The sequence below is a fragment of the Hymenobacter sp. FMD4 genome (assembly GCF_058932745.1).
In genome coordinates this window covers 1-18,226 of record NZ_JBZYWH010000014.1, presented here as the reverse complement: position 1 = coordinate 18,226, position 18,226 = coordinate 1, and the positions used below count along the sequence as shown (strand labels likewise).

At 58.9% G+C, this 18,226-nt stretch carries 17 protein-coding genes; 8 read left to right on the top strand and 9 right to left on the bottom strand.

The window, feature by feature from the left end; translation table 11 throughout:
• Positions 1–245: 245 nt before the first annotated feature.
• A complete protein-coding gene (locus tag AC5FXY_RS13570) occupies positions 246–3,362 on the bottom strand; it encodes a PD-(D/E)XK nuclease family protein (protein WP_493557327.1) in 3,117 nt (1,038 codons plus the stop codon).
• 49 nt (positions 3,363–3,411) lie between these two features.
• Here AC5FXY_RS13570 and AC5FXY_RS13565 point away from each other — a divergent pair, with 49 nt between their 5' ends.
• Both AC5FXY_RS13565 and AC5FXY_RS13560 read left to right on the top strand, forming a co-directional pair.
• Entirely contained in the window at positions 3,412–4,167 is a 756-nt protein-coding gene (locus AC5FXY_RS13565; protein WP_493557227.1) for a hypothetical protein, read from the top strand.
• A gap of 35 nt (positions 4,168–4,202) precedes the next feature.
• Positions 4,203–4,574 (top strand): hypothetical protein, encoded by a 372-nt coding sequence (locus tag AC5FXY_RS13560; protein WP_493557226.1) that lies wholly within the window; start codon positions 4,203–4,205, stop codon positions 4,572–4,574.
• Here the strand turns inward: AC5FXY_RS13560 and AC5FXY_RS13555 are convergent.
• From AC5FXY_RS13555 to AC5FXY_RS13545, 3 genes are read right to left on the bottom strand one after another with little or no spacing between them, the layout of a single operon-like run.
• Positions 4,571–5,080 carry a GNAT family N-acetyltransferase gene (locus AC5FXY_RS13555; RefSeq protein ID WP_493557225.1) on the bottom strand — a complete coding sequence of 170 codons (510 nt, stop codon included), beginning with the start codon at positions 5,078–5,080 and terminating at the stop codon, positions 4,571–4,573. The two genes, AC5FXY_RS13560 and AC5FXY_RS13555, sit on opposite strands and share 4 nt — an antisense overlap.
• 5 nt (positions 5,081–5,085) lie before the next feature.
• Entirely contained in the window at positions 5,086–5,406 is a 321-nt protein-coding gene (locus tag AC5FXY_RS13550; protein ID WP_493557224.1) for a hypothetical protein, read from the bottom strand.
• Between the two features lie 6 nt (positions 5,407–5,412).
• Positions 5,413–5,937, bottom strand: a complete 525-nt coding sequence (locus tag AC5FXY_RS13545; protein ID WP_493557223.1) for a GNAT family N-acetyltransferase — start codon at positions 5,935–5,937, stop codon at positions 5,413–5,415.
• Between the two features lie 107 nt (positions 5,938–6,044).
• Between AC5FXY_RS13545 and AC5FXY_RS13540 the strand changes: the two genes are divergently transcribed.
• The 3 genes from AC5FXY_RS13540 to AC5FXY_RS13530 all read left to right on the top strand — a co-directional run bounded on the left by AC5FXY_RS13540 (position 6,045) and on the right by AC5FXY_RS13530 (position 8,600).
• Complete coding sequence (locus AC5FXY_RS13540; protein WP_493557222.1) at positions 6,045–6,572, top strand: vitamin K epoxide reductase family protein; 528 nt, start codon at positions 6,045–6,047, stop codon at positions 6,570–6,572.
• A gap of 279 nt (positions 6,573–6,851) precedes the next feature.
• A complete protein-coding gene (locus AC5FXY_RS13535) occupies positions 6,852–7,118 on the top strand; it encodes a hypothetical protein (protein ID WP_493557221.1) in 267 nt (88 codons plus the stop codon).
• 273 nt (positions 7,119–7,391) lie between these two features.
• A complete protein-coding gene (locus tag AC5FXY_RS13530) occupies positions 7,392–8,600 on the top strand; it encodes a hypothetical protein (protein ID WP_493557220.1) in 1,209 nt (402 codons plus the stop codon).
• On the opposite strand, the gene AC5FXY_RS13525 is transcribed toward AC5FXY_RS13530, so the two are convergent.
• The 3 genes from AC5FXY_RS13525 to AC5FXY_RS13515 are packed head-to-tail and all read right to left on the bottom strand — an operon-like array spanning position 8,590 to position 13,262.
• Positions 8,590–12,009, bottom strand: a complete 3,420-nt coding sequence (locus AC5FXY_RS13525) for a UvrD-helicase domain-containing protein (RefSeq protein ID WP_493557219.1) — start codon at positions 12,007–12,009, stop codon at positions 8,590–8,592. The two genes, AC5FXY_RS13530 and AC5FXY_RS13525, sit on opposite strands and share 11 nt — an antisense overlap.
• A gap of 49 nt (positions 12,010–12,058) precedes the next feature.
• On the bottom strand, positions 12,059–12,793 hold the full coding sequence (locus AC5FXY_RS13520; RefSeq protein WP_493557218.1) for a hypothetical protein: 735 nt from the start codon (positions 12,791–12,793) through the stop codon (positions 12,059–12,061).
• Between the two features lie 40 nt (positions 12,794–12,833).
• On the bottom strand, positions 12,834–13,262 hold the full coding sequence (locus AC5FXY_RS13515) for an acyl-CoA thioesterase (protein WP_493557217.1): 429 nt from the start codon (positions 13,260–13,262) through the stop codon (positions 12,834–12,836).
• 90 nt (positions 13,263–13,352) lie between these two features.
• On the opposite strand from AC5FXY_RS13515, the gene AC5FXY_RS13510 reads away from it, so the two are divergent.
• Positions 13,353–14,015, top strand: coding sequence for a hypothetical protein (locus AC5FXY_RS13510; RefSeq protein ID WP_493557216.1), 663 nt, complete (start codon positions 13,353–13,355; stop codon positions 14,013–14,015).
• Positions 14,016–14,101: 86 nt separating this feature from the next.
• Here AC5FXY_RS13510 and AC5FXY_RS13505 read toward each other — a convergent pair whose 3' ends face one another.
• Positions 14,102–14,698: a DNA alkylation repair protein gene (locus AC5FXY_RS13505; protein WP_493557215.1), complete on the bottom strand. Its 597-nt coding sequence runs from the start codon at positions 14,696–14,698 to the stop codon at positions 14,102–14,104.
• A 335-nt stretch (positions 14,699–15,033) separates the two neighbouring features.
• Here AC5FXY_RS13505 and AC5FXY_RS13500 point away from each other — a divergent pair, with 335 nt between their 5' ends.
• Both AC5FXY_RS13500 and AC5FXY_RS13495 read left to right on the top strand, forming a co-directional pair.
• On the top strand, positions 15,034–15,225 hold the full coding sequence (locus tag AC5FXY_RS13500; RefSeq protein ID WP_493557214.1) for a cold-shock protein: 192 nt from the start codon (positions 15,034–15,036) through the stop codon (positions 15,223–15,225).
• Between the two features lie 406 nt (positions 15,226–15,631).
• Positions 15,632–17,554: a DEAD/DEAH box helicase gene (locus AC5FXY_RS13495; protein WP_493557213.1), complete on the top strand. Its 1,923-nt coding sequence runs from the start codon at positions 15,632–15,634 to the stop codon at positions 17,552–17,554.
• Between the two features lie 123 nt (positions 17,555–17,677).
• On the opposite strand, the gene AC5FXY_RS13490 is transcribed toward AC5FXY_RS13495, so the two are convergent.
• Positions 17,678–18,148, bottom strand: coding sequence for a PA2169 family four-helix-bundle protein (locus AC5FXY_RS13490; protein WP_493557212.1), 471 nt, complete (start codon positions 18,146–18,148; stop codon positions 17,678–17,680).
• Positions 18,149–18,226 lie beyond the last annotated feature (78 nt).

Genomic DNA, 18,226 nt, shown 5'->3' with positions numbered 1-18,226 from the left:
TCTTGGTGTTCGGAGCTCTGAAAACCCAGCATGATTTCGGCCCCAATAATTAGTATGAGCAAGGCTAATTGAACACCGACAGTGATGAGGGCTTGTCGCCATGCACGAGGGATAAGTGGGTAAATCCGTTGTGCTGGCCGAGTAGTGATATGGTAAATGAGGGTGAAAAAGCAGATAAACAACACATCCAGTAATAGCGCTGCCAACGGGACAAAAAAGCCAACGAACACGCTAGCTCTTGTGCTTTAACGTGCGCAAATACCACGGTAGGCGCACCACTGGCACACGTTCAAGTCGTCGGTTTTGCGGATGGGCTCCTGCGGGTCCAGCATGCGGTCGACGAGGCGGGTAAGGACTTCCTGACTGGATTCTTCAAACAGCAGGCCTTCGGCCGTCATAAACGACAGATCAGCGGCGAGCGGGGAAGGGTCGGGGCTGCGCAGGGGCACAATGGCGGCTTCCGATGCGGGAAAGCCTAGCTGGGCCAGCATGAGACGGTACAGCCACAGCTGCCGGACTTTATCGGCCCCGCCACCGGCTTCCGTTACCATGCGTTCCAGGGCCTCGGCCGGGGTGCGCTTGCTGCGGCTGCCGCCCATCAGGTTCAGCGAGGCGCCGTGCACCGAGCCGGTTTTGTAGTCGATGATGCGACGCCGGCCATCGGGCAGCTCATCGATGCGGTCGGCGAAGCCGATGAGGCGCACGGCTACCCGGTCGCCAGCCTTGGTTTCCACGAATACGGTGCCGAAGAGTTGCTCTTCCAGTCCCACCACGCGCAGCGGGCCATCGGCTTCGATCTGCTTAATCAGCGAATCCAGATAGCGGTCCACTAAGTGGCGGCCCACGCCGCGCAGCACGTGGTTAAGGCCTTCGTCGGGCAGCTGCTGGCGCGGCGAGTCGGTTTCTTCGCCGTCTTCGAGGGCCAGGCCGCGCTCCAGCAGCTCGGCTACCTGCGGTTTCCAACTGGCTACGTCATCAGCCGTAATGGCGCGCTGCCCGGCCACAAAAGGCTTCATCAGCTGCTCCAGCACGTAGTGCACAGCCGTACCAAACACGTCGGCGCCCAGCTCTTCGGCCACGCCTTCCTGCTCCTGAAACTTGGCTACGCGGGAAAAGTAAAACTGCAGCGAGCAGTTCAAAAACTGGTTCAGGCCTGAGGCCGACAAGCCGCGCTCCAGCAATCCGCGGATGGCCCCGAGCATTTCGAAATCCTTTTCCAGTACCAGGTCGCCTTCGTACTTCTGATTGGTGGTTGGCTTTTGGCTTCTAGTTGTTGGCTGTGCACCCAAATTAGCTTGGCCCGATGGCGCAGTGGCAGAGCCGCGCGCTACTTCGCCGCCAGCCTCCGTGCCATCGGGCATGGCCGTGGCAGAAGCCGTAAGGTCAAGCACCTGCAAATTGAGGTTTTGCACGGCCAAGTCATTCTCAATCTGCAGCAAAAAGCGGCTTCGTTCGCCGGCCTGCACGCCCTCCGAGCCGGGCAGAATGTGCACTAGATCTACGCGTCGGGCTCGTTGTAGCAGGCGCCAAAACTGGTGGCTGGTAGCGGCTTCGTGCTCGGCATAAGTGGGCATGCCGTACTTGGTGAGCACGTCGTAGGGGAAAAGCGAGTTGTTGCGCTTGGGCGCGGGCAGGATGTTCTCATTGCAGCTCAGGATGATGATGTGGTCAAAATCCAGGGCGCGGGTTTCGAGCAGGCCCATCACCTGCACCTGCGCAATCGGCTCGCCGGAAAAGGGCAGGCGGGTGCGGCCCATCTGCTCGTAGAGAAAGCGGCGGAACGAACGCACCGAGGGCCGCTGCTCGCGGCAGTCAAAGGCCGAATCGAGCTGACGCACCAAGGTGTAAAACAGATACAGGTACTCCGCCTCAATGGCCGTGTGTTCCTGCCGGTACACGTCGCGTAGCAACTCAATGACCTCGTAACAAGCCTTGATGACGTCGTCGCAGTTGCGCCAGGGACGAAACAGGGCTTCTACCAGGGGGTGATGGCGGCCTAGCTCGCGCAGCTCCTGCTCGGAAAGCAGTACGGCGTTGCGCTTGATGATCTGGCGGCAGATATCGTCGAGCACGCCGTGGTACTTCTCCTGTTCGGGCTGCTGATCAAGCCAGTTTTCGTAGCGGCGCAGGAAAGGGTGCGCCAGCAGCTTGCTTACGGTGAGGTGGTGGTAACGACGCACGCCGTAGTCGGGCCCGGTTTCGCCCTCTCGCACGCCTGTCAGGTGCACCTCAAAAAGCAGGTCGATGAGGTTGAACAGCGGGGTGCTGCGGAAGCTCAGGCCCATGGTTACGTTGAACTGCGGCACCTGCTCCGGCGGCAGGCCGTGCAGCACGGGCAGCAGCAGGGTTTCGTCGGGCAGCACCACGGCCACGGAGGCATTGGGGGCAGTTTGCAGGCCTTCCACCACCAGTTGCCCAGCCACTTTGCCTTGCATGGAGTTATTGGCCACCCCAATCATCCGAATCTGGCGCGGCAAGGTACGCAGCAGGTCTTCGGAGCCGGTTTCGGCAAAGCCAAAGGAAGTGGGCGCCAGATCCAGGTAATCGGCAATGCGGCGGAAGGGCAGGCCAGCGCGGTTTGGCGACTCGCCATCGAGGTAAAAGCGGTCGGTATCGAAGCGAACTTCGGCCTTGGCTTGCTTCAGTAGCAGGCGCAGCAGGTATTGCTCGGCGCGGGACAGGGTGCCCAGGCCCAGGAAGATGTGCTGCGGTACCTTGGTGGGGTCGTCCTCCAAACGTTTCTGCATGGCATCCACAGCGAGGCGGTAAGCCAGGCCGGGGTAGGCGAGGCCCTGGTCCTTGAGCCGACGGCGCAGGCGGCGGTACACTTTCTCGAGGTCGTCCCAGAAACGGAACCAAGCAGCCGTGGCCGAAGCCGGCGCGGGCGAATCGGACAGGTCCCAGCGTTCCAGGGCCTTGGCTTCGGAAAGGTATTCAAACAGACCAGTCGGGTCAGCCAGGTTCTGATCAAGCGCCGAAAAGTCGTCCAGCAAGAGCCTCGACCAGCCTGTGAACAAGTCAAAGTCCAGTTTGGGGTCGATTTCGCGTAGGATGTCGAACAGCAAGAGCTGCAGCGCAATAGGTTCTTCTACCTGCACGCTGGCAAGATCTACCATGTAATCCTCCATGGAAGCCACGCGCGGACTCCACACGGCCTCGCCCACGGGCGCGGCCAAGGCCAATTCGTTCTTCAGGTACACCACCGCGCGGCGCGTGGGCACCACTACCACGAGGTCGGACAGCTCGGCGCCGCTGAAGCGGCGCAGCAGGTCTTGGGCGGCTTGGCGCAGGAAGGGTTGCAGGGCAACAGAGTCGTCGGTGGTGGCGAAGGGAAGCGGAGCGGCGGAAGCTTGGAGTGACATCAAGGGTAAAGATACGAGCGGCTACAGCCACTCTTATCTTTACCTGGCTTTGTTATCTATTTCGTTTTTTGTTGACACTAGTGTCATGCTTCGAGTTGAAAAGACCCTGGTGCCACTAGCTTCTGTGTTTCCCGAATCCGAAAAGCGTAAGCAGGATTGGTTGGAAAGATGGGGCCTCTGGGTAGGCTTGTTTCTGCTAAATCTGTTCGTTCCTGTTCTCGGCTTATTCTTGTTTCTGGTGGTTGCAGCAGGGGTGCTGCTTTTGGCCGTAGTGGGTTTATTTTTACTGTGCCTATTGGCCGCGTTTGTTTATAGATGGCTACGTGGGTTTGGGAGCAGTTCTACAAATACTCGTACAGCCGATACAAAGCCAATTCAAACTATTCAGGTGTTTGATTCGCCCCAGGTTCTGGTATGCTTAACAGAGGTAAGGGAAGAGGCTTCGCAAGAACAAGAGCACCTGATCGACCTCTGGCTGAAAAACGTACTTGACGACGACGCCGAATTATTTACGCTTTCTACTTCCCCCCAACTGGCTGGATTGCATGGCCAATTAACCACAGGCTTCTACCAGAGTTGGGATAATGGCGTCCTGTTGCAGCTTGTAAAAGGCAGCCACAATTTGGAGGGTTTGCTCAGCAGTAGCTCTTGGCTGATCTACCTCGATGGCGAAACGCTGAATTGGCGGGAAGTGGAGGAAATCGGTGATTTCATGCTCTACAAGTCGGAACTAGATGCAGCTTCGCTCATCGGCTACAACCGTATTTCTGCCACTCAGCTACGGCTTCGGCTTGTAGAGGAGTAGAAGTGGATAGACCGCAGTATTTGCCAGTACCAGGAATGAGCAAGCGCCTGATTCGCATCATCCTAGACCCAGCCGCTATGGAAGCGGCCATAGCAGTTCCAGAGGCAATGGCAGTTTGGGTCATCGGTAGTGAAGCCAATCGTCCGCTGGTGCGTCGCTTGTGGCAAGAGCAGCCCGGACTAAACCTGACGGTAGTGGCTCATTGTTCCCATTATTCGCAAGATGATTTGCTAGTTCGCCTGCTGGAATTGGTAGACGAACATCATGGGGAAGGATCTGCCGGACCTGTTTACCAGCAAGTGGTGGTAATTGGTTGCCGGCCGTCTTCCGCTTTGCCTGACTTGCTGGCGGATTATGGATTGAGGCTTGTTCAAAGCTCTGTCGATGGGTTTTGGGCTGAACGCTAATCGACAGCCTCCACGGTATAAAACCGCACTTCCCCGCCGTAAAACTCCGCTAGGTGCTGAAACTGCAGCCCACACTTTTCCAGCACGTGCTGCGAGGCGTAATTCTTCGGATTGGTCACGCCCACGATCTGCTGCAGTCCGAGTTCATCAAAACCGTAGCGTAGCAGCGCCCGCGTCATTTCGGTAGCGTAGCCGCGGCCCCAAAACTCCGGAAAGAAGCGGTAGCCGACTTCAATATGCCCCGAAGCATCCAAGTGCTTGAGCAGGTGAATGCCCACGAAAGCTCCAGTACTTTTCTCGATGACGGCCCAGCGCCCTAAACCCGGAAACCTTTCGTAATCGGCGATAAGCTCCTGCAGGTACTGCCGGGTGCCCTCGTAGGTGCGCGGCGGAATGATGTAGCGCATCACCTCGGGGTCGGAATCGAGGCGGTATACGGTATCGAGGTCGTCGAGCATTAGGGGGCGTAGACGGAGTCGTTCGGTTTCGGGCAGTGAAGGAGCCATGCGCGCTAAAGATTGTAGATGTCGGCCCACACTTCAAACAGCCATACCTCGGTGCCGCTGGGCAGCTCGGCTACGGCGTCGGAATCGAGCAGCAGCACGTAGTCGGCCGAGGCATCAGCTTCCGGATTATCGGCGGGGCGCTGTAACTCCTCCACGGTAGCAGGCACGGTCAACGTGGCGCCGTCCCGAAAGTGCAGCTCCACTTCCAGGTTGGCGTGAATAGGCAAACGGCGCAGCCCCGCCTCGTGCTTTGCAGATAAAGCCAGCGTGCCCAAGCCGGGCAGCCGCAGGCTTTTTTCCACAATCATCAGCAGTTGATGCGGCATAAGAAGCTATTGGGCTTGTGAGGCCAAGGCGGGGTTGTCGAGGGTATAAAAGCGCTGCTCAGCTCCGTAGTAATGAGCCATGCCTTGAAACTTAAGACCACACTTCTCCAGCACGTGCTGGGAGCCCACGTTGGTAGAAGAAGTAATGCCCACAATCTGCGGTAATTTGAGTTGTTCGAAGCCGTACCGGATCAGCGCCCGGCTCATTTCCGTGGCGTAGCCGCAGCCCCAGTAAGCCGGTAGCAGCCGGTAGCCGACTTCAATCTGCTCGGTGTTGTCCAGGGGCTTGAGCAGGTGCACGCCTACGATGTCGCCGGTGGCCTTCTCGACGGTAAACCAGCGGCCCATGCCGGGCCAACGGGCATAGTCGGCGGCCATGTTGTCGAGGTACTGGCGCACTGCTTCCGGGCTCTTGGGCGGGCCCATGTGCTCCATGATCTGCGGGTCGCTGTTCAGCAGGTAGTAGATGTCAAAATCAGCCGGGGTGATGGGTCGGAGACTGAGACGTGCGGTTTCGGGTAATGTTGCCATCGGCTTAAAACTACGCGATTCGCGGCCGTTTCGCCAATTCAGCCACATAACCTGCCGCGCTGCCGCGCGTACGCCAATGCATTGTATTGTTCACCAAATCCTGCCATATGGACCCGCATCAGCTTAGTCAGGAACTCCGCACTGTCAAGACGCCCGACCTCACCCGCCGCCGCTGGATCATCGGCCTTTCGCTACTCGGCGTGGCCTTGGGAAAGATCGTGACGCTCTACCAGACCGGCATCATTAAGCACCTGCCCGATCCGCCCCTGGATGTGTTCGATTCTGACAAAGTAGATGCCTCCAACTACGCCTACAAGCGCCTTGATACACCCGACGCGGCCGGCATGATCATCACTTACGGCATCACCACGGCCCTGGCTTCGGCCGGTGGCAAAAGCCGCGCCCTCACCAAGCCCTGGATTCCGCTGGCCATGGGCGTCAAAATCTTCTCCGATGTGCTTACCAACATGAAACTGGCGCAGGAAGAGTGGGCCGAAAACAAAAAGCTGTGCTTCTACTGCCAGCTCGCCAACGTAGCTTCGCTGGCCTCCCTGGCGCTGGCCGTGCCCGAAGTGATTCACACCGTGAACCACCTGCGCAAGGGCACCGGTCCCAACAGCGTAGCGCAGGTATAACGGCCGAGCTTCCAGGTTTTCTTCGCAAGTTGCAGCCCCGGCGCTGCCTGAGGTTCAGGCGGGTCGGGGCTTTTTTTATGCACAGTTATATTTATGGATTGATGGCGGTGGGCCTGCTGGTTTGCGAATCGAGGAAGGCCGCAACCGTGCAGGCGCCATCGTTGGTGTAGGCGGATACCAGCATAGTCGCCCCGCCGGCGGTAGTTGCGTCGCCCCGGCAACCGTTTCAGCCCTTGATTAGCCCTGCCTGATACTATCGGCGGGGCGCGGTTCCGGCCGGTGCAGCTGGATGAGGCGGGTTATCAGCTCTACACTAGCGCCCGCCCCGACCGCAGCCGGCCCTTGCAGCTCAGCACGCGGTACCGGGTCACGAATGTGGATTCCACGGGCGCCGACATACGCGAAACCCGCCTCGACACGCTGCGGAGCTTCAACGTGGTGTACCAGTTTCACCTGCGCGACGCGGCCGGCCAAACTGTATTCAATCAGACGCTGCGCAAAAGCCGGATTGATTTGATTCGGATACGCTCATTCACGTTTTTTTAGCTCGCAGAGTAGATCTGTCTGTCCCTATCAGCGAAAAACTTGACCTACTCGAATTACTCCACATCTTGTAGCACCAGCACCGCCTGACGTCCAGGTGCGCCGGGGCTTGCTTATGCGCAGCGCGAGACGGGAGGTTTCAGGCAGTTGGGGCAGCATGGCAACGGACAACAGGAAGTAAAGCTGCTCCATAGGCGCGCATTGCCCCCCGAAATACTGAGGGGCTTACCTATCTTGTGCGCCTGCCGCCGGCTCCGCGTCCGGAGAGATAAGAATATGCACAAATACATCAGCGGACTGCTGCTTACCGCCGTCGTAGCACTATCCGCCTGCGAGTCGCGCCCCGCTTTGTCTGCCGAAACGGGGCAGGCGACCCCATCGGATTCGGTGGCAAAACTGGTAACGGTACTGCCCCCGGTTCAGTCCAGCCGGGACACTACCGATTACAGCCATGGCGGCTTCATGGTAATGGGCGCCGGCCCGGAGCAGCTGGATACCCTGCTGCGCATAGACGGACAGCCGTACCGCCTGCTCGTAACGGCCCAAACCGACAGCAGTACGCCGCTCCAGCACGTTCAGAAGCCCGTGCCCGGCGAAGTACGGCAGCTGGTTGATACCATCAGCGGCGTCGATGCGGTGTACACCTACGAGCTGGTTGATGCCCGGGGCAAGCGGCTGTTTCGGCGCGTGCTGCGCAAGGCCGATTATTACCAGAGTGCCGGCCACGACCTGACCATCAACAGCCTGCTCATCGGACCGGATTTCGTGGGGTACAACGCTCCCCGCAAAGCCCTGCTGTTCAGCCAAAGTTTTGTGCCCGACGGCACCGACGTCGGGACCCAGTGCTTTTTGATGCTGGGCCTGGATGGCCGGGTGCGGATGCTGACCGAAGGAAACTGGGCGGGTGGAGACAATGCGGACTGCGGAATAGATCAAGCTGCGAACGGCGCTACCATCCTGACCTGCCAGGAACTGATTTTGCCAGGTGGGCGGCGCATGAGCCTGCAAAAGAAGAACGCGAAGCTGGTAGCGGCCTTTTTTCTTAGCGACAGTACCCTGTTCCTGGCGTACGATTACGTAACGCACCGACAGGTGCAACAGGATGGGAAATCCAGCTGGGAAGAAGTACGTGACCCGCGTCTGCAGCGCACCGCCAATGCCCAGGTGCTGGACCTGAGCGGCAAAACCTTAGCCGCATTCCGCTACGACGGTTTTTCCAACGAGCTGGGGTATTTCGTGCCGCGCCGGTACGTGTGGCAAACCCAGACTTACTACCTGATTGACGAAATCCGCAACAGCGTGCATCTCATCAGTCAGCGGCATCCCGAAAAACCCCAGGAACTCAAGCTGAACCGCCTAGAGCGGTTCCGTGCTCCTCGCCGGCCCACCGAGCGGGCTGTCAAATTGTATGGCGTATCCGGCAAGGCCCATTTGCTGTACGTGGATTCCCGCACGGGCCGCCTCCGTTACCAAGTCAACAGCTAAACTCCACCACTTCCTCCGTCTCGAAGTAGTACAGCAGCCCACGCACATCGGTGTAGCCCAGGCGCTTAAACAGCTGCCCGTACTGCCGTAGCAGCTGCTGGTGCCGCTCCTCGGGCGGTGGCAGGCGGAAGTCCATTAGCGTGACGCGTCCCGGCGCTGGCCCTATCTCCGGTTCAAACACCACGCGGTCGGGCTTGTAGTCCTCGCGGGGGGCGCCACCTACTAGGATTTCGCGCTCGGTTTCGGCCGCTACGCCGGGGCGGAAATAGGGCATCAGCTCGGGACGCTGCACCAGGCGGTGCAGGCGCTGCAGCAGCTCCGGCTGCTCGCGGCGACTAATAAGGCCTTCGGCCGTGAGCTGTCCGGCCACGCGCTCCACGTCGCGGGCCGAGATGACGCGGCGCAGCGCGAAGTGCAGCTTGCGGTTCCAGTCGCGCTGCTGTTGTTGCTCCGAAAAGTCAAATACCGTGGTGGCGTGTCGGCGCAGACGTAGGCGCTGTTCCCAGTCGGCGGTTTCGAGGTTAAGCAGGGGCAGCACGTTGTGCTCCGGTAGGAGAGAACTGCCCGAGGAGGCAGGAGCGGAGGTGCCGTGGCTGAGCACGTAGGTAAGCTGTTCCTCACTCCAAAGGCCGCGGTCGTGCAGGTAGCGGTGCAGCAGTTGGGCTACGTTGGTGGCGGGAGCGGTGTCGTCCTTCTGGCTCTTGCCTTCGGGGCGGCGGCTGATGATGTAAAGCCGGTGGCGTGGCCGCGTAAACGACACGTAAAGCAGGTTCAACGCTTCCACGAAGGTCTTTTCCCGCTCTGCCAAGTACTGTTCGCCGAGGGTGGTTTGGTACAATGCCTCGCGCTGCGTTACCACGGCTACGGGCGGCATATCGGGCAGGGGACGGTCGTCCACATCGGGCAGGCGGCCCCACAGGTACTCGCCGCGGCGAGGCTCCAGGCTCCAATCGGCGAAGGGTACGATGACCACGCCGTAAGCCAAGCCCTTGGCCTTATGTACAGTGGTGATGGTTATGGCGTCGCGGCCGGCGGGGGCATTGATGCTCAAGTTGCTTTTCCGCTGGTCCCAGTAGGCTAGGAAGTTGCCGAGGTTGTTGCCGAAGCGCAGGGAGTATTCCAGCGTCAGATCAAGGAAGCGAAACAGGTATTCGCTTTCCTCGCGGCGGTGCAACAGCCCAAACAGGCCCATGAGCTTTTCGCTCAGCTCGTACAGGTCCAGGTTACCGGTCTGGCGCTCTTGCACATCGTAGCCAAGGCGGCGCAGCTCGTCGAAGAAGGGCAGGGAGCGGTCTTGCTTGGCTATGTCGGCAATCTGGCGGGCCCGCCGGGGCGTGGGCGGAATGGCCCGCACCACTTTATCCACGAGCAGCAAGGCTTCCACCCGCGCCAGCGAATCGGCCGGCTGGTGCAGCACGCGCAGGATAGCTACCAGCAGGTTCACCACTTCGGCAAATTCCAACGACAGGGAATCGGCAGAGATGATGTCGTAGCCACGTTCCTTCAGAAACTTCGCCACGCGCCGCGACTGGTCGCGGCGGCGGCAAAGCACGGCCACGTCCTTCGGACGAAAGCCATCTTTCAGCGCCTGCTCCACCAAGGTCAGCGTCAGGTAAAGGGTGCTTTCCTCGTAGGCCAGGGCTTCGGTGCCGGTGTAGCCGGGCAGGGGCTCGGGGAGGTAAGCACCCAGGGCGGGGGCGTAGATGCGGGCCGGAGCGTCGGGTTGGGTGAAAAGGAGCTCGACGTGGGCGGGCGAGGCCGCGTCAGCCGGTACGGGCGAGTTCTGCCCGAACTCGCTGTCGTAGATGGCCTGCACCAGCGGCAACTGCGGATGCCCCTTGCTGACGTGCGTAAAAAAGTCGTTGTTGAACTCGATAATCTGCGGCCCCGAACGGTAGTTCGTTTGCAGCGAGGCCGGTTCCAGGGCATGCTCCAGCGTGAAGTAGCGCCCCGCCAGCAAGTCGCGTGTTTCTTCGTCCTGGGCCTTGTTCACCAGCGCGGCCGTCTGGCCCTGATACAAGCGCAGGATCTGCTCCATCTCGCCGCCACGCCAGCGGTAAATGGCCTGTTTGGCGTCGCCCACGGCCAGCGAGAGGTTGCCGTTGGCCACGGCGTTTTCCACCAGCGGCAGCAAGTTGTTCCACTGCAGTTCCGAAGTATCCTGAAACTCGTCGATGAGCAGGTGTTGGTACCGCTCGCCCAGTCGCTCGTACAGGAACGGGACCGGCTCGCGCAGCACAATGCTGGCCAGTCGCCGGTTGAATTCGCTGATGAGCACCACGTTGCGTTCCTGGCTGACCTGCTGCACGGCCTTGCTTAGCTCGCTTAGCAAGGACACATGAAACAAGTGCGGCAGCAGCCCTTCGATCAGCAAGTACTGGCTCAGGTAGCGCAGGCGGATCAGCGTCAGCTCTTCGAAAACTTCCTGCAGCACCGGCTGCACCGCTTCCACGCGGCTTTTGCCCGGCTCTTTCTTGCCGTTGGCGCTGCCCCACACGCCGCTTTCGGCCACCTTGGCGGCCGTGGCGGTGGGCGTATCGCCGTCTTCCAGCCAGCGGTGCCAGTTTTTGAAGTGCGTGTACACGCCCCGCTCGCCGCCGGCCAGCAGATCGGGCGTTACGCCGTGCTGCTCCATGGCCTCCAGGGCACGGTCGGCTACGGATTTGGTCAGCTCGTCCAGCTCCTCCTTGCGCTTCTTGAGCGTGCGGTGCAGCTGCCGAAACTCCTTGAGCTCCATTTGCTGTAGCTGCGCCACCGCCTCGTGCACCGATTCGTTCAGCAAAAACTTACCGAAGCGCATCAGCTCGTCGGGCAGGGTGTTCCAGCTGCGGCCTTCCTCAGCCTTGCTTAGGGCGTACTCCTGTAGCGTGCGCGTGAGCAATTGGTACTCTGGGCCACGATTCACCTTGTCCATTAGCAGTGCAACCGCCGAGTGCAGCACCGATTCATCGTCTAGCTCTACTTCAAACGCCGCTGGCAGGCCTAGTTCCCGCGTGAAAGCCTGCACCACGCGCTGCACAAACGAGTCGATGGTGCTGACGGCGAAATCGGCGTAGTGGTAGAGCACTAGCTTGAAGGTGCGCTGGGCCCGGCTGCGCAGCAGGGTTTGTTGCTGCTCGGGCGTATCCAGCACGCGGGGCAGCAGACCATCAGCTGCCATTTCTTCGGCCAGTTCGGCCAGCAGACGGTCGGCTTTGGCATCGGTACCGGGGTAAGCAAAGCCGCGCAGTGCCCCTACAATGCGCTCCTTCATTTCGGCCGCGGCGGCGTTGGTGAAGGTGATGGCCAGAATGGTCTTGTAATAGCCCGGCTCATCGGCGCCCAGCGCCAGCCGCAGATATTCCTTGGTAAGCTGATAGGTTTTGCCGGAGCCGGCAGAAGCGGAATAGATGCGGAAGGTAGCGGGCATAAATACTTTTCAATAAGTAGACTTACAATGCACAAGAGTACACCTTCAATTACTCAGCGTGCTCATCGGCGGCTGCTTTTGCAGGTACCGAAGGCTGCTCCACTACCACTCGGGAAGCACCGGCCCGTTGAACCATCACCTGCTTGCCTAATTCCACCAAGTTGCGGCTCTCGTAAATCTTCATCGCCGTCGATACGTCAATGGCTTGGCGCGTCTGTTCGTCCAGATCGAAGGTGAGTGTCAGGAAATTCAATTGAACACCCAAAGGCTCAAGTTGCTTATTAGAAAGTAGTAGTAGCTGACTCTCCAGTTCGGCTTGATCTAACTCCACGATGTCCTCCGTTAGGAATAGCGCCTTGCTGACGTCGCGAATACGCTTGTCGATAACCATGTTTTCAGCGCCTTCGAATGCCGAGGGATGCAGAGCTTCTTGGCTATCAGCATGGGCGTTGGCTTTTCCTAAATATTTAGCTTGCCGTATGAAAGCCAGAGGATTAACGATGGTGTAGTCGTAATCGATAAGCACTGAGGCACGGACCCGGTCTTTTAAATTGGTGATGAAGCGGCTGTCGCCCTGCATGGGAAAGTTGGGAATGACCACTTTCATGTAGCAGGGGTTCATGGTTCCCTTCGGAACCGCCTTACCCGCTTCCACCTGTTCCCAATTCATGCCGCAATCCGACGAAACCAGGACCTGTTGATTTGATTTGGCGTAACTACAGCCTGATAGCAAGGCCGCAGCGGAGAAGAGCCTGAACAAGCTCAGCGCAGGAGAAGAATTCATAGCGGTAAATCAGCCGGAAAGATACGGCCAAACCAGCGCTTTACCCCACCGGCCCGTGCATCCGCTCCACCACGCTCGGCTCGATTCGCTTCGGGCGTCCGGTATGTGGATCAAGCAGTGCCCACTTTGTCTCGGCTTCGCAGAGCAAAGCACCATCAGAAACTCGCTCAATACGGGTGAAGCGCTGCGAAATGGCGCCTTTCATCTCCCCAACCCAGGTTGTAAGCAGTAGCTCGTCGCCGAGCAGCGCGGGCTTGCGGTAGCGCACGTGGTGCTCCTGCACCACCCACACGTACTGCTCCCGCTCGCCCACGGGGTAGGCCGTAAGCCAGTGCCAGCCGGCTATGTCCTGAATCCACTGCACGTACTGCACGTTGTTGACGTGGTTCAACTCGTCGATGTGGGATTCTTGCACGGTAACAGGCCGCGAAAAGCGGAAAGCAAGAGTAGGGGGAGTGGTCGGTTCCATAACTGAGCTGCAAAGGAAGAATACCGTACGCAGAAACCTTCGCTTTGGCGCGGCAGTACACTTTACTTCCAACCATTGCACCCGTTTCTCATGCCTTACGAACAAGATCGAGAAGACCGCGAATACCGCGAGCGGCACCGCGGCCACAACCCCTACGACGATGGTGAGCGTTTCGACCGCGACCAGCGCCGCCCCCGCAATCAGCACGACGATGACCGCCGTGAGGACGACCGCCCCCGCCGCGACACCTCCCACTACGGCGACACCCGCGGCCGCGACGAGCGCCGTGACGACCGCCGCAACTTAGACTTCCGCGACCCTAACTTCCGCGGCACCAACCAACTGCCCGACGAAGTGCAGCGACCCGGCGCTTTCCCCCGCGGCATGGGTCCCAATAACAACCGCTACGAAGGCGACTACCGCGGCGGCCGCGGCTACTACAACGAAGAGCGCGACGACTGGCGCCGCAACCGCGAAGTAGACCGCCCCGAGAATCGCCGCTTCCACGACCCGTACGACGGCGACCACCGCCGTCCCGCCGAGCGCCCTTCCGGCTACGGCGCCCCTGGCGAGCGAGTCCGGCCTCTGAACAGCGGCGAGCGGTACGGCGACGATTCCAACGCCCCGCGTCGTTACTACGAAAACAGCCACGACCGCCGCAACGAGGACTATCCCGGCCGCGACCGGGCCCGCGACGACCGCGACGGGCGGTATCACTACGACGATGACGACCGCAACGACCGGCGCCGATAAGCCTGCCGTTAGTTAGCGGCTGCCCATACAAAAGGGGCGCGGAGGTATACCTCCGCGCCCCTTTTGTGTTTTAATATGATCTTGAATTAAGCATTGGCCATTTTTCGTGCCCATACCTTACTTAGGTAAGGCCGTATCTCAAAAGTCTGACAACCAGTATTGCCATGGTCAATGGTTACCGGTCCGATGCGGTCAGCGGCTGCTTCCACGCGCTGGCGCATAATTTCACTGCGGCTCCCAATGGCAATCAGGCAGTTGTTCATCCCCTCTTTAGCGCGGTTTGCCGCTTGGGGCAAAGCTTGCTCTATGTGCCGGACGAAGGGCTCGAAGAATTCTTCCGATAGCGAGGGCAGGGCTGCCAGCCTTCCGAGCAAAGCGTAGCCTAGGCGTTGTTTGTATTCGTCAGAGGCGGCTGTCCACTCAGCCGCTTTGGCGGGTGCATAGGCAGTGGCAGCCACCAAGGAGGCCAAAGCGTCGGCAATGGCGTGGTTGTCTACATCGGCAGCCCAGGTATCGGCTTCGATAGCCTTGAATTGCTGAGGGTCGGCAATCACAGTGGCCAGCGTACGAGCTTCAAAGTTGCCGCTTTGCCACAACTGTTTGGCCACCACGTGTGCATGTGCTTTATCTTTCCCGCGGCCTACAAATTGCTTCTTGAGTTGGCCAAGACGGGCATAACTCACGCCGAAAGCAGCCGAACCGAAGCCGTGCCGCTGTAGATAGCGCGCGTTTGTTCGGTGCCAAGAGCACGAAGCTGCTCATAAGTTTCAGAAAAAGTCATGGCCGGAAAACGAGTGGTAACAGATTGGTCCCTCGAAAGTAAGCGCCGCAAGCCTGTTGCTAAAAGAGAAGAATTATTGCTTTGCGGTTATAAAATTTGCTTTGAGAATAAATAAATAAACATATCTTTACCAGCGTTTAAGAGAAAATGCTTCCGTTACTCTGTGGTGCATCTCGGTGCTTTCCCAGTTTTTCCGGCGCGGTTTGGCTTAAATATTTTATTCATCACCTCCTTACCATGCAGACAGGAACGGTAAAATTCTTCAATGAGACCAAGGGCTTTGGTTTCATCAAAAACGATGCGACTGGCGAAGACATCTTCGTACACGTAACAGGTCTCATCGACGAAATCCGCGAAAATGACAAAGTACAGTTCGAAGTGTCGGAAGGACGCAAAGGACTGAATGCCGTACAAGTACGTCGCGCCTAATACGACGTATCCGTCACGGATATACCGTAATTGAGAAGCCTGCCTGCTAAAGGTAGGCTTCTTTGTTTTTGTGCCTTTCGCTAGGCCGAAGTATCCTTTCCGCGGTGCTGCTCTTGCACAAGCGAACTGGTAGATAGCAGCGAACCTAGCGTCGCAAGTGAATGACAGGGGGTAGCGAAGTTGAGGTAAGATTGGACAATCCTCGCTATTTCGTTATATTATTCGTATCTTTGCACCCGCAATTGTAAATCGGTCCGCGTCCCGGCCGTGGCGGTTAGTGTTGTCTGCCGCTTTACTTGAAGAGTTAAGAAGTTCGTTTGCTGTCGTCGTCCGTTGTCCTGTCGTGTTGCGTAGGGAAAGGAACGCGCTGGTTTCGATTGCCGTTCTAATCACTCCCTACGAAGACATGGAGAAAGTAAAATTTGAAGAACTGCAGCTCTCGGAAGAGCTGCAGCGTGCTATTACCGAAATGGGCTACGAGGAAGCCTCGCCCATTCAAACCGCCGCTATTCCCGTACTGCTTGAAGGCAAAGACGTAATCGGCCAGGCCCAGACGGGTACCGGCAAGACGGCTGCGTTCAGCATTCCCGCCATCGAGAGCATCGACACCAACTCCCGCGAAGTGCAGGTGCTGGTGCTATGCCCTACGCGTGAGCTGGCAGTACAGGTATCGGGCGAAATCCAAAAACTTGGCAAGTACAAGCGCGGCCTTGCCGTGGTGCCCATTTACGGTGGCTCTAGCTACGACCGTCAGTTCAAGGCTCTTGAGCGTGGTGTGCAGGTAGTTATCGGTACGCCCGGCCGTGTGATGGACCACTTGGAGCGGGGTACGCTCAAGCTGGATAGCTGCAAGATGATCATCCTCGATGAAGCCGACGAAATGCTCGACATGGGCTTCCGCGACGACATTGAGACCGTGCTGGCCCAGATGCCAGAGCAACGCCAGACGGTGTTCTTCTCGGCCACGATGAGCAAGCCCATCATGGACTTGACGCGCAAGTACCAGAAGGAGCCGCAGATCGTGAAGGTCAATCACCAGGAGATGACTGTCTCGAACATCGAGCAGGCTTACTACGAGGTGCGCGGCCCGCAGAAAAAAGATGTGCTGTCGCGCGTAATCGACATGTACAGCCTGAAGTCGGTTATCGTGTTTGCTAACACCAAGCGCATGGTCGATGACATCGTGAGCGACCTGCAAGCCCGCGGCTACTTCGCCGACGGTCTGCACGGCGACATGAGCCAGCAGGCCCGTCAGAACACGCTGGACAAGTTCCGCAAAGCTACCTTGGAAATCCTCGTGGCCACTGACGTTGCCGCCCGCGGCATCGACGTGGACAACGTGGAGGCCGTAGTCAACTACGATCTGCCCACCGACGAGGAGTACTATGTGCACCGCATCGGCCGTACGGGCCGCGCTGGTAAGTCGGGCAAAGCCTTCACTTTCGTGAGTGGCCGCGACATCTACAAGCTGCGTGACATCATGCGCTTCACCAAAGCGCAGATCAAGCAGGAGCGCATTCCGTCGTTTGAGGACGTATCGGAGGTGAAAACCACGTTGCTGCTCGGCCAGATCAAGGAGGTCATCGAGAAAGGCAACCTGGATAAGTACATCGGCCGCGTGCAGCGCCTGATTGACCAGGAAGAAGAGGTAACGTCGCTGGACATTGCCGCTGCCCTGCTCAAGATGGTGATGAAGGAAAACAAGCAGGCCGAAAAAGGCCTGGAAGCCGACCGCCAGAAGGGCACGCCGCGCGACGGCTACACCCGTCTGTTCGTGACCATGGGCAAAAAGGACCGTCTGCACCCGCGCGACCTGGTCGAGCTGATTGTGGGCGCGACGAGCATGGCCCCCGGCCGCGTCGGCGACATCGAGCTGTACGATAAGTTCAGCTTCGTGGAAGTGCCGAACGAGAACGTGAACGAAATCGTGGAGCAACTGGGTCGTACCTCGCTCTACGGTCGTCCGGTAGCTTTCAGCTTGGCTACGCAGCGCGAAGCCGGCGCCGAAGGTGGTGAAGGCGGCGGCGAAGAGCGTCGTCCGCGCCGCTCGGGTGGTCCTGGTGGCTTCGGTAGCGGTGGCAACCGCGAAGGTGGCTACGGTCAGCGCCGCGAAGGCGGTTACGGTGGTGGCAACCGTGAAGGCGGCTACGGTGGCGGGCAGCGCAGTGGTGGCTACGGTGGTGGCCAACGCTCGGGCGGCTACGGCGGTGGTAACCGCGGCGGCAGCAGCTACGGCGGCGGTCAGCGCAGCGGTGGGTACGGTGGAGGCGGCAACCGCGAAGGCGGTTACAAGCCCCGTCGGGACCGTAACGAAGGCTTCGAGGACTAAGCACTCCACGAGTTTATAACAACAAAAAGGCCGCCTCGATCGAGGCGGCCTTTTTGTTTGCCGGGCTTTCCTAAACCAGGGGGCAGATTCGAGCTGCCGGAAAGCTCGGCGAAACTGGCAAGCTTACTTCGACGAGTCGCGCATGCTGCGGATCTGGTCGTGGGCTTGCTTGATGCCGTTGTATTGTTTCTCAACGATAGATTTGATGTCGTGGGGCAATGCATCGGACTGCACAGCCTTTTGGAAAGCTTTTACAGCGTAATCTTCGCCCCGCTCGCACTCGTCGAGGATGGCTTTGCGGTCGTTGCCGGTTACCACCGATTTGATGTTAATCCAAGCGCGGTGAGCCGTGCCCACTACCGAGTCCAGCTTATCTTCCTTGGCGTCGGCGGGGCGCAGATTCAGGTTGTGCATGGCGTTTTCCAGCTCCGTCAGGTAGCCGTCGCGCTGCACGGCATATTGCTTGAATACGTCCTTGAGGTCCTGATCCTTTACGTCGGTCAGGGCCTCGGTATAGCCACGCTCGCCGTCTTTCAGGGTTTCCACTAGCTCGTTCAGCACGCTGTGCAGCGCTTTGTTGTTTTCGGTTGCCATGATGTTTTGGAATTATGGTTGGAGGGGTAGATCAATGACTTACATTACTGCGGAGCGCGCCGGAAGGTTGCGGACAAG

Excerpts from the sequence above, each read along its gene's own strand:
- AC5FXY_RS13570 (WP_493557327.1), bottom strand. The coding sequence starts at position 3,362 with ATGTCACTCCAAGCTTCCGCCGCTCCGCTTCCCTTCGCCACCACCGAC.
- AC5FXY_RS13560 (WP_493557226.1), top strand. The coding sequence starts at position 4,203 with ATGAGCAAGCGCCTGATTCGCATCATCCTAGACCCAGCCGCTATGGAA.
- AC5FXY_RS13555 (WP_493557225.1), bottom strand. The coding sequence starts at position 5,080 with ATGGCTCCTTCACTGCCCGAAACCGAACGACTCCGTCTACGCCCCCTA.
- AC5FXY_RS13550 (WP_493557224.1), bottom strand. The coding sequence starts at position 5,406 with ATGCCGCATCAACTGCTGATGATTGTGGAAAAAAGCCTGCGGCTGCCC.
- AC5FXY_RS13545 (WP_493557223.1), bottom strand. The coding sequence starts at position 5,937 with ATGGCAACATTACCCGAAACCGCACGTCTCAGTCTCCGACCCATCACC.
- AC5FXY_RS13540 (WP_493557222.1), top strand. The coding sequence starts at position 6,045 with ATGGACCCGCATCAGCTTAGTCAGGAACTCCGCACTGTCAAGACGCCC.
- AC5FXY_RS13530 (WP_493557220.1), top strand. The coding sequence starts at position 7,392 with ATGCACAAATACATCAGCGGACTGCTGCTTACCGCCGTCGTAGCACTA.
- AC5FXY_RS13525 (WP_493557219.1), bottom strand. The coding sequence starts at position 12,009 with ATGCCCGCTACCTTCCGCATCTATTCCGCTTCTGCCGGCTCCGGCAAA.
- AC5FXY_RS13520 (WP_493557218.1), bottom strand. The coding sequence starts at position 12,793 with ATGAATTCTTCTCCTGCGCTGAGCTTGTTCAGGCTCTTCTCCGCTGCG.
- AC5FXY_RS13515 (WP_493557217.1), bottom strand. The coding sequence starts at position 13,262 with ATGGAACCGACCACTCCCCCTACTCTTGCTTTCCGCTTTTCGCGGCCT.
- AC5FXY_RS13510 (WP_493557216.1), top strand. The coding sequence starts at position 13,353 with ATGCCTTACGAACAAGATCGAGAAGACCGCGAATACCGCGAGCGGCAC.
- AC5FXY_RS13500 (WP_493557214.1), top strand. The coding sequence starts at position 15,034 with ATGCAGACAGGAACGGTAAAATTCTTCAATGAGACCAAGGGCTTTGGT.
- AC5FXY_RS13495 (WP_493557213.1), top strand. The coding sequence starts at position 15,632 with ATGGAGAAAGTAAAATTTGAAGAACTGCAGCTCTCGGAAGAGCTGCAG.
- AC5FXY_RS13490 (WP_493557212.1), bottom strand. The coding sequence starts at position 18,148 with ATGGCAACCGAAAACAACAAAGCGCTGCACAGCGTGCTGAACGAGCTA.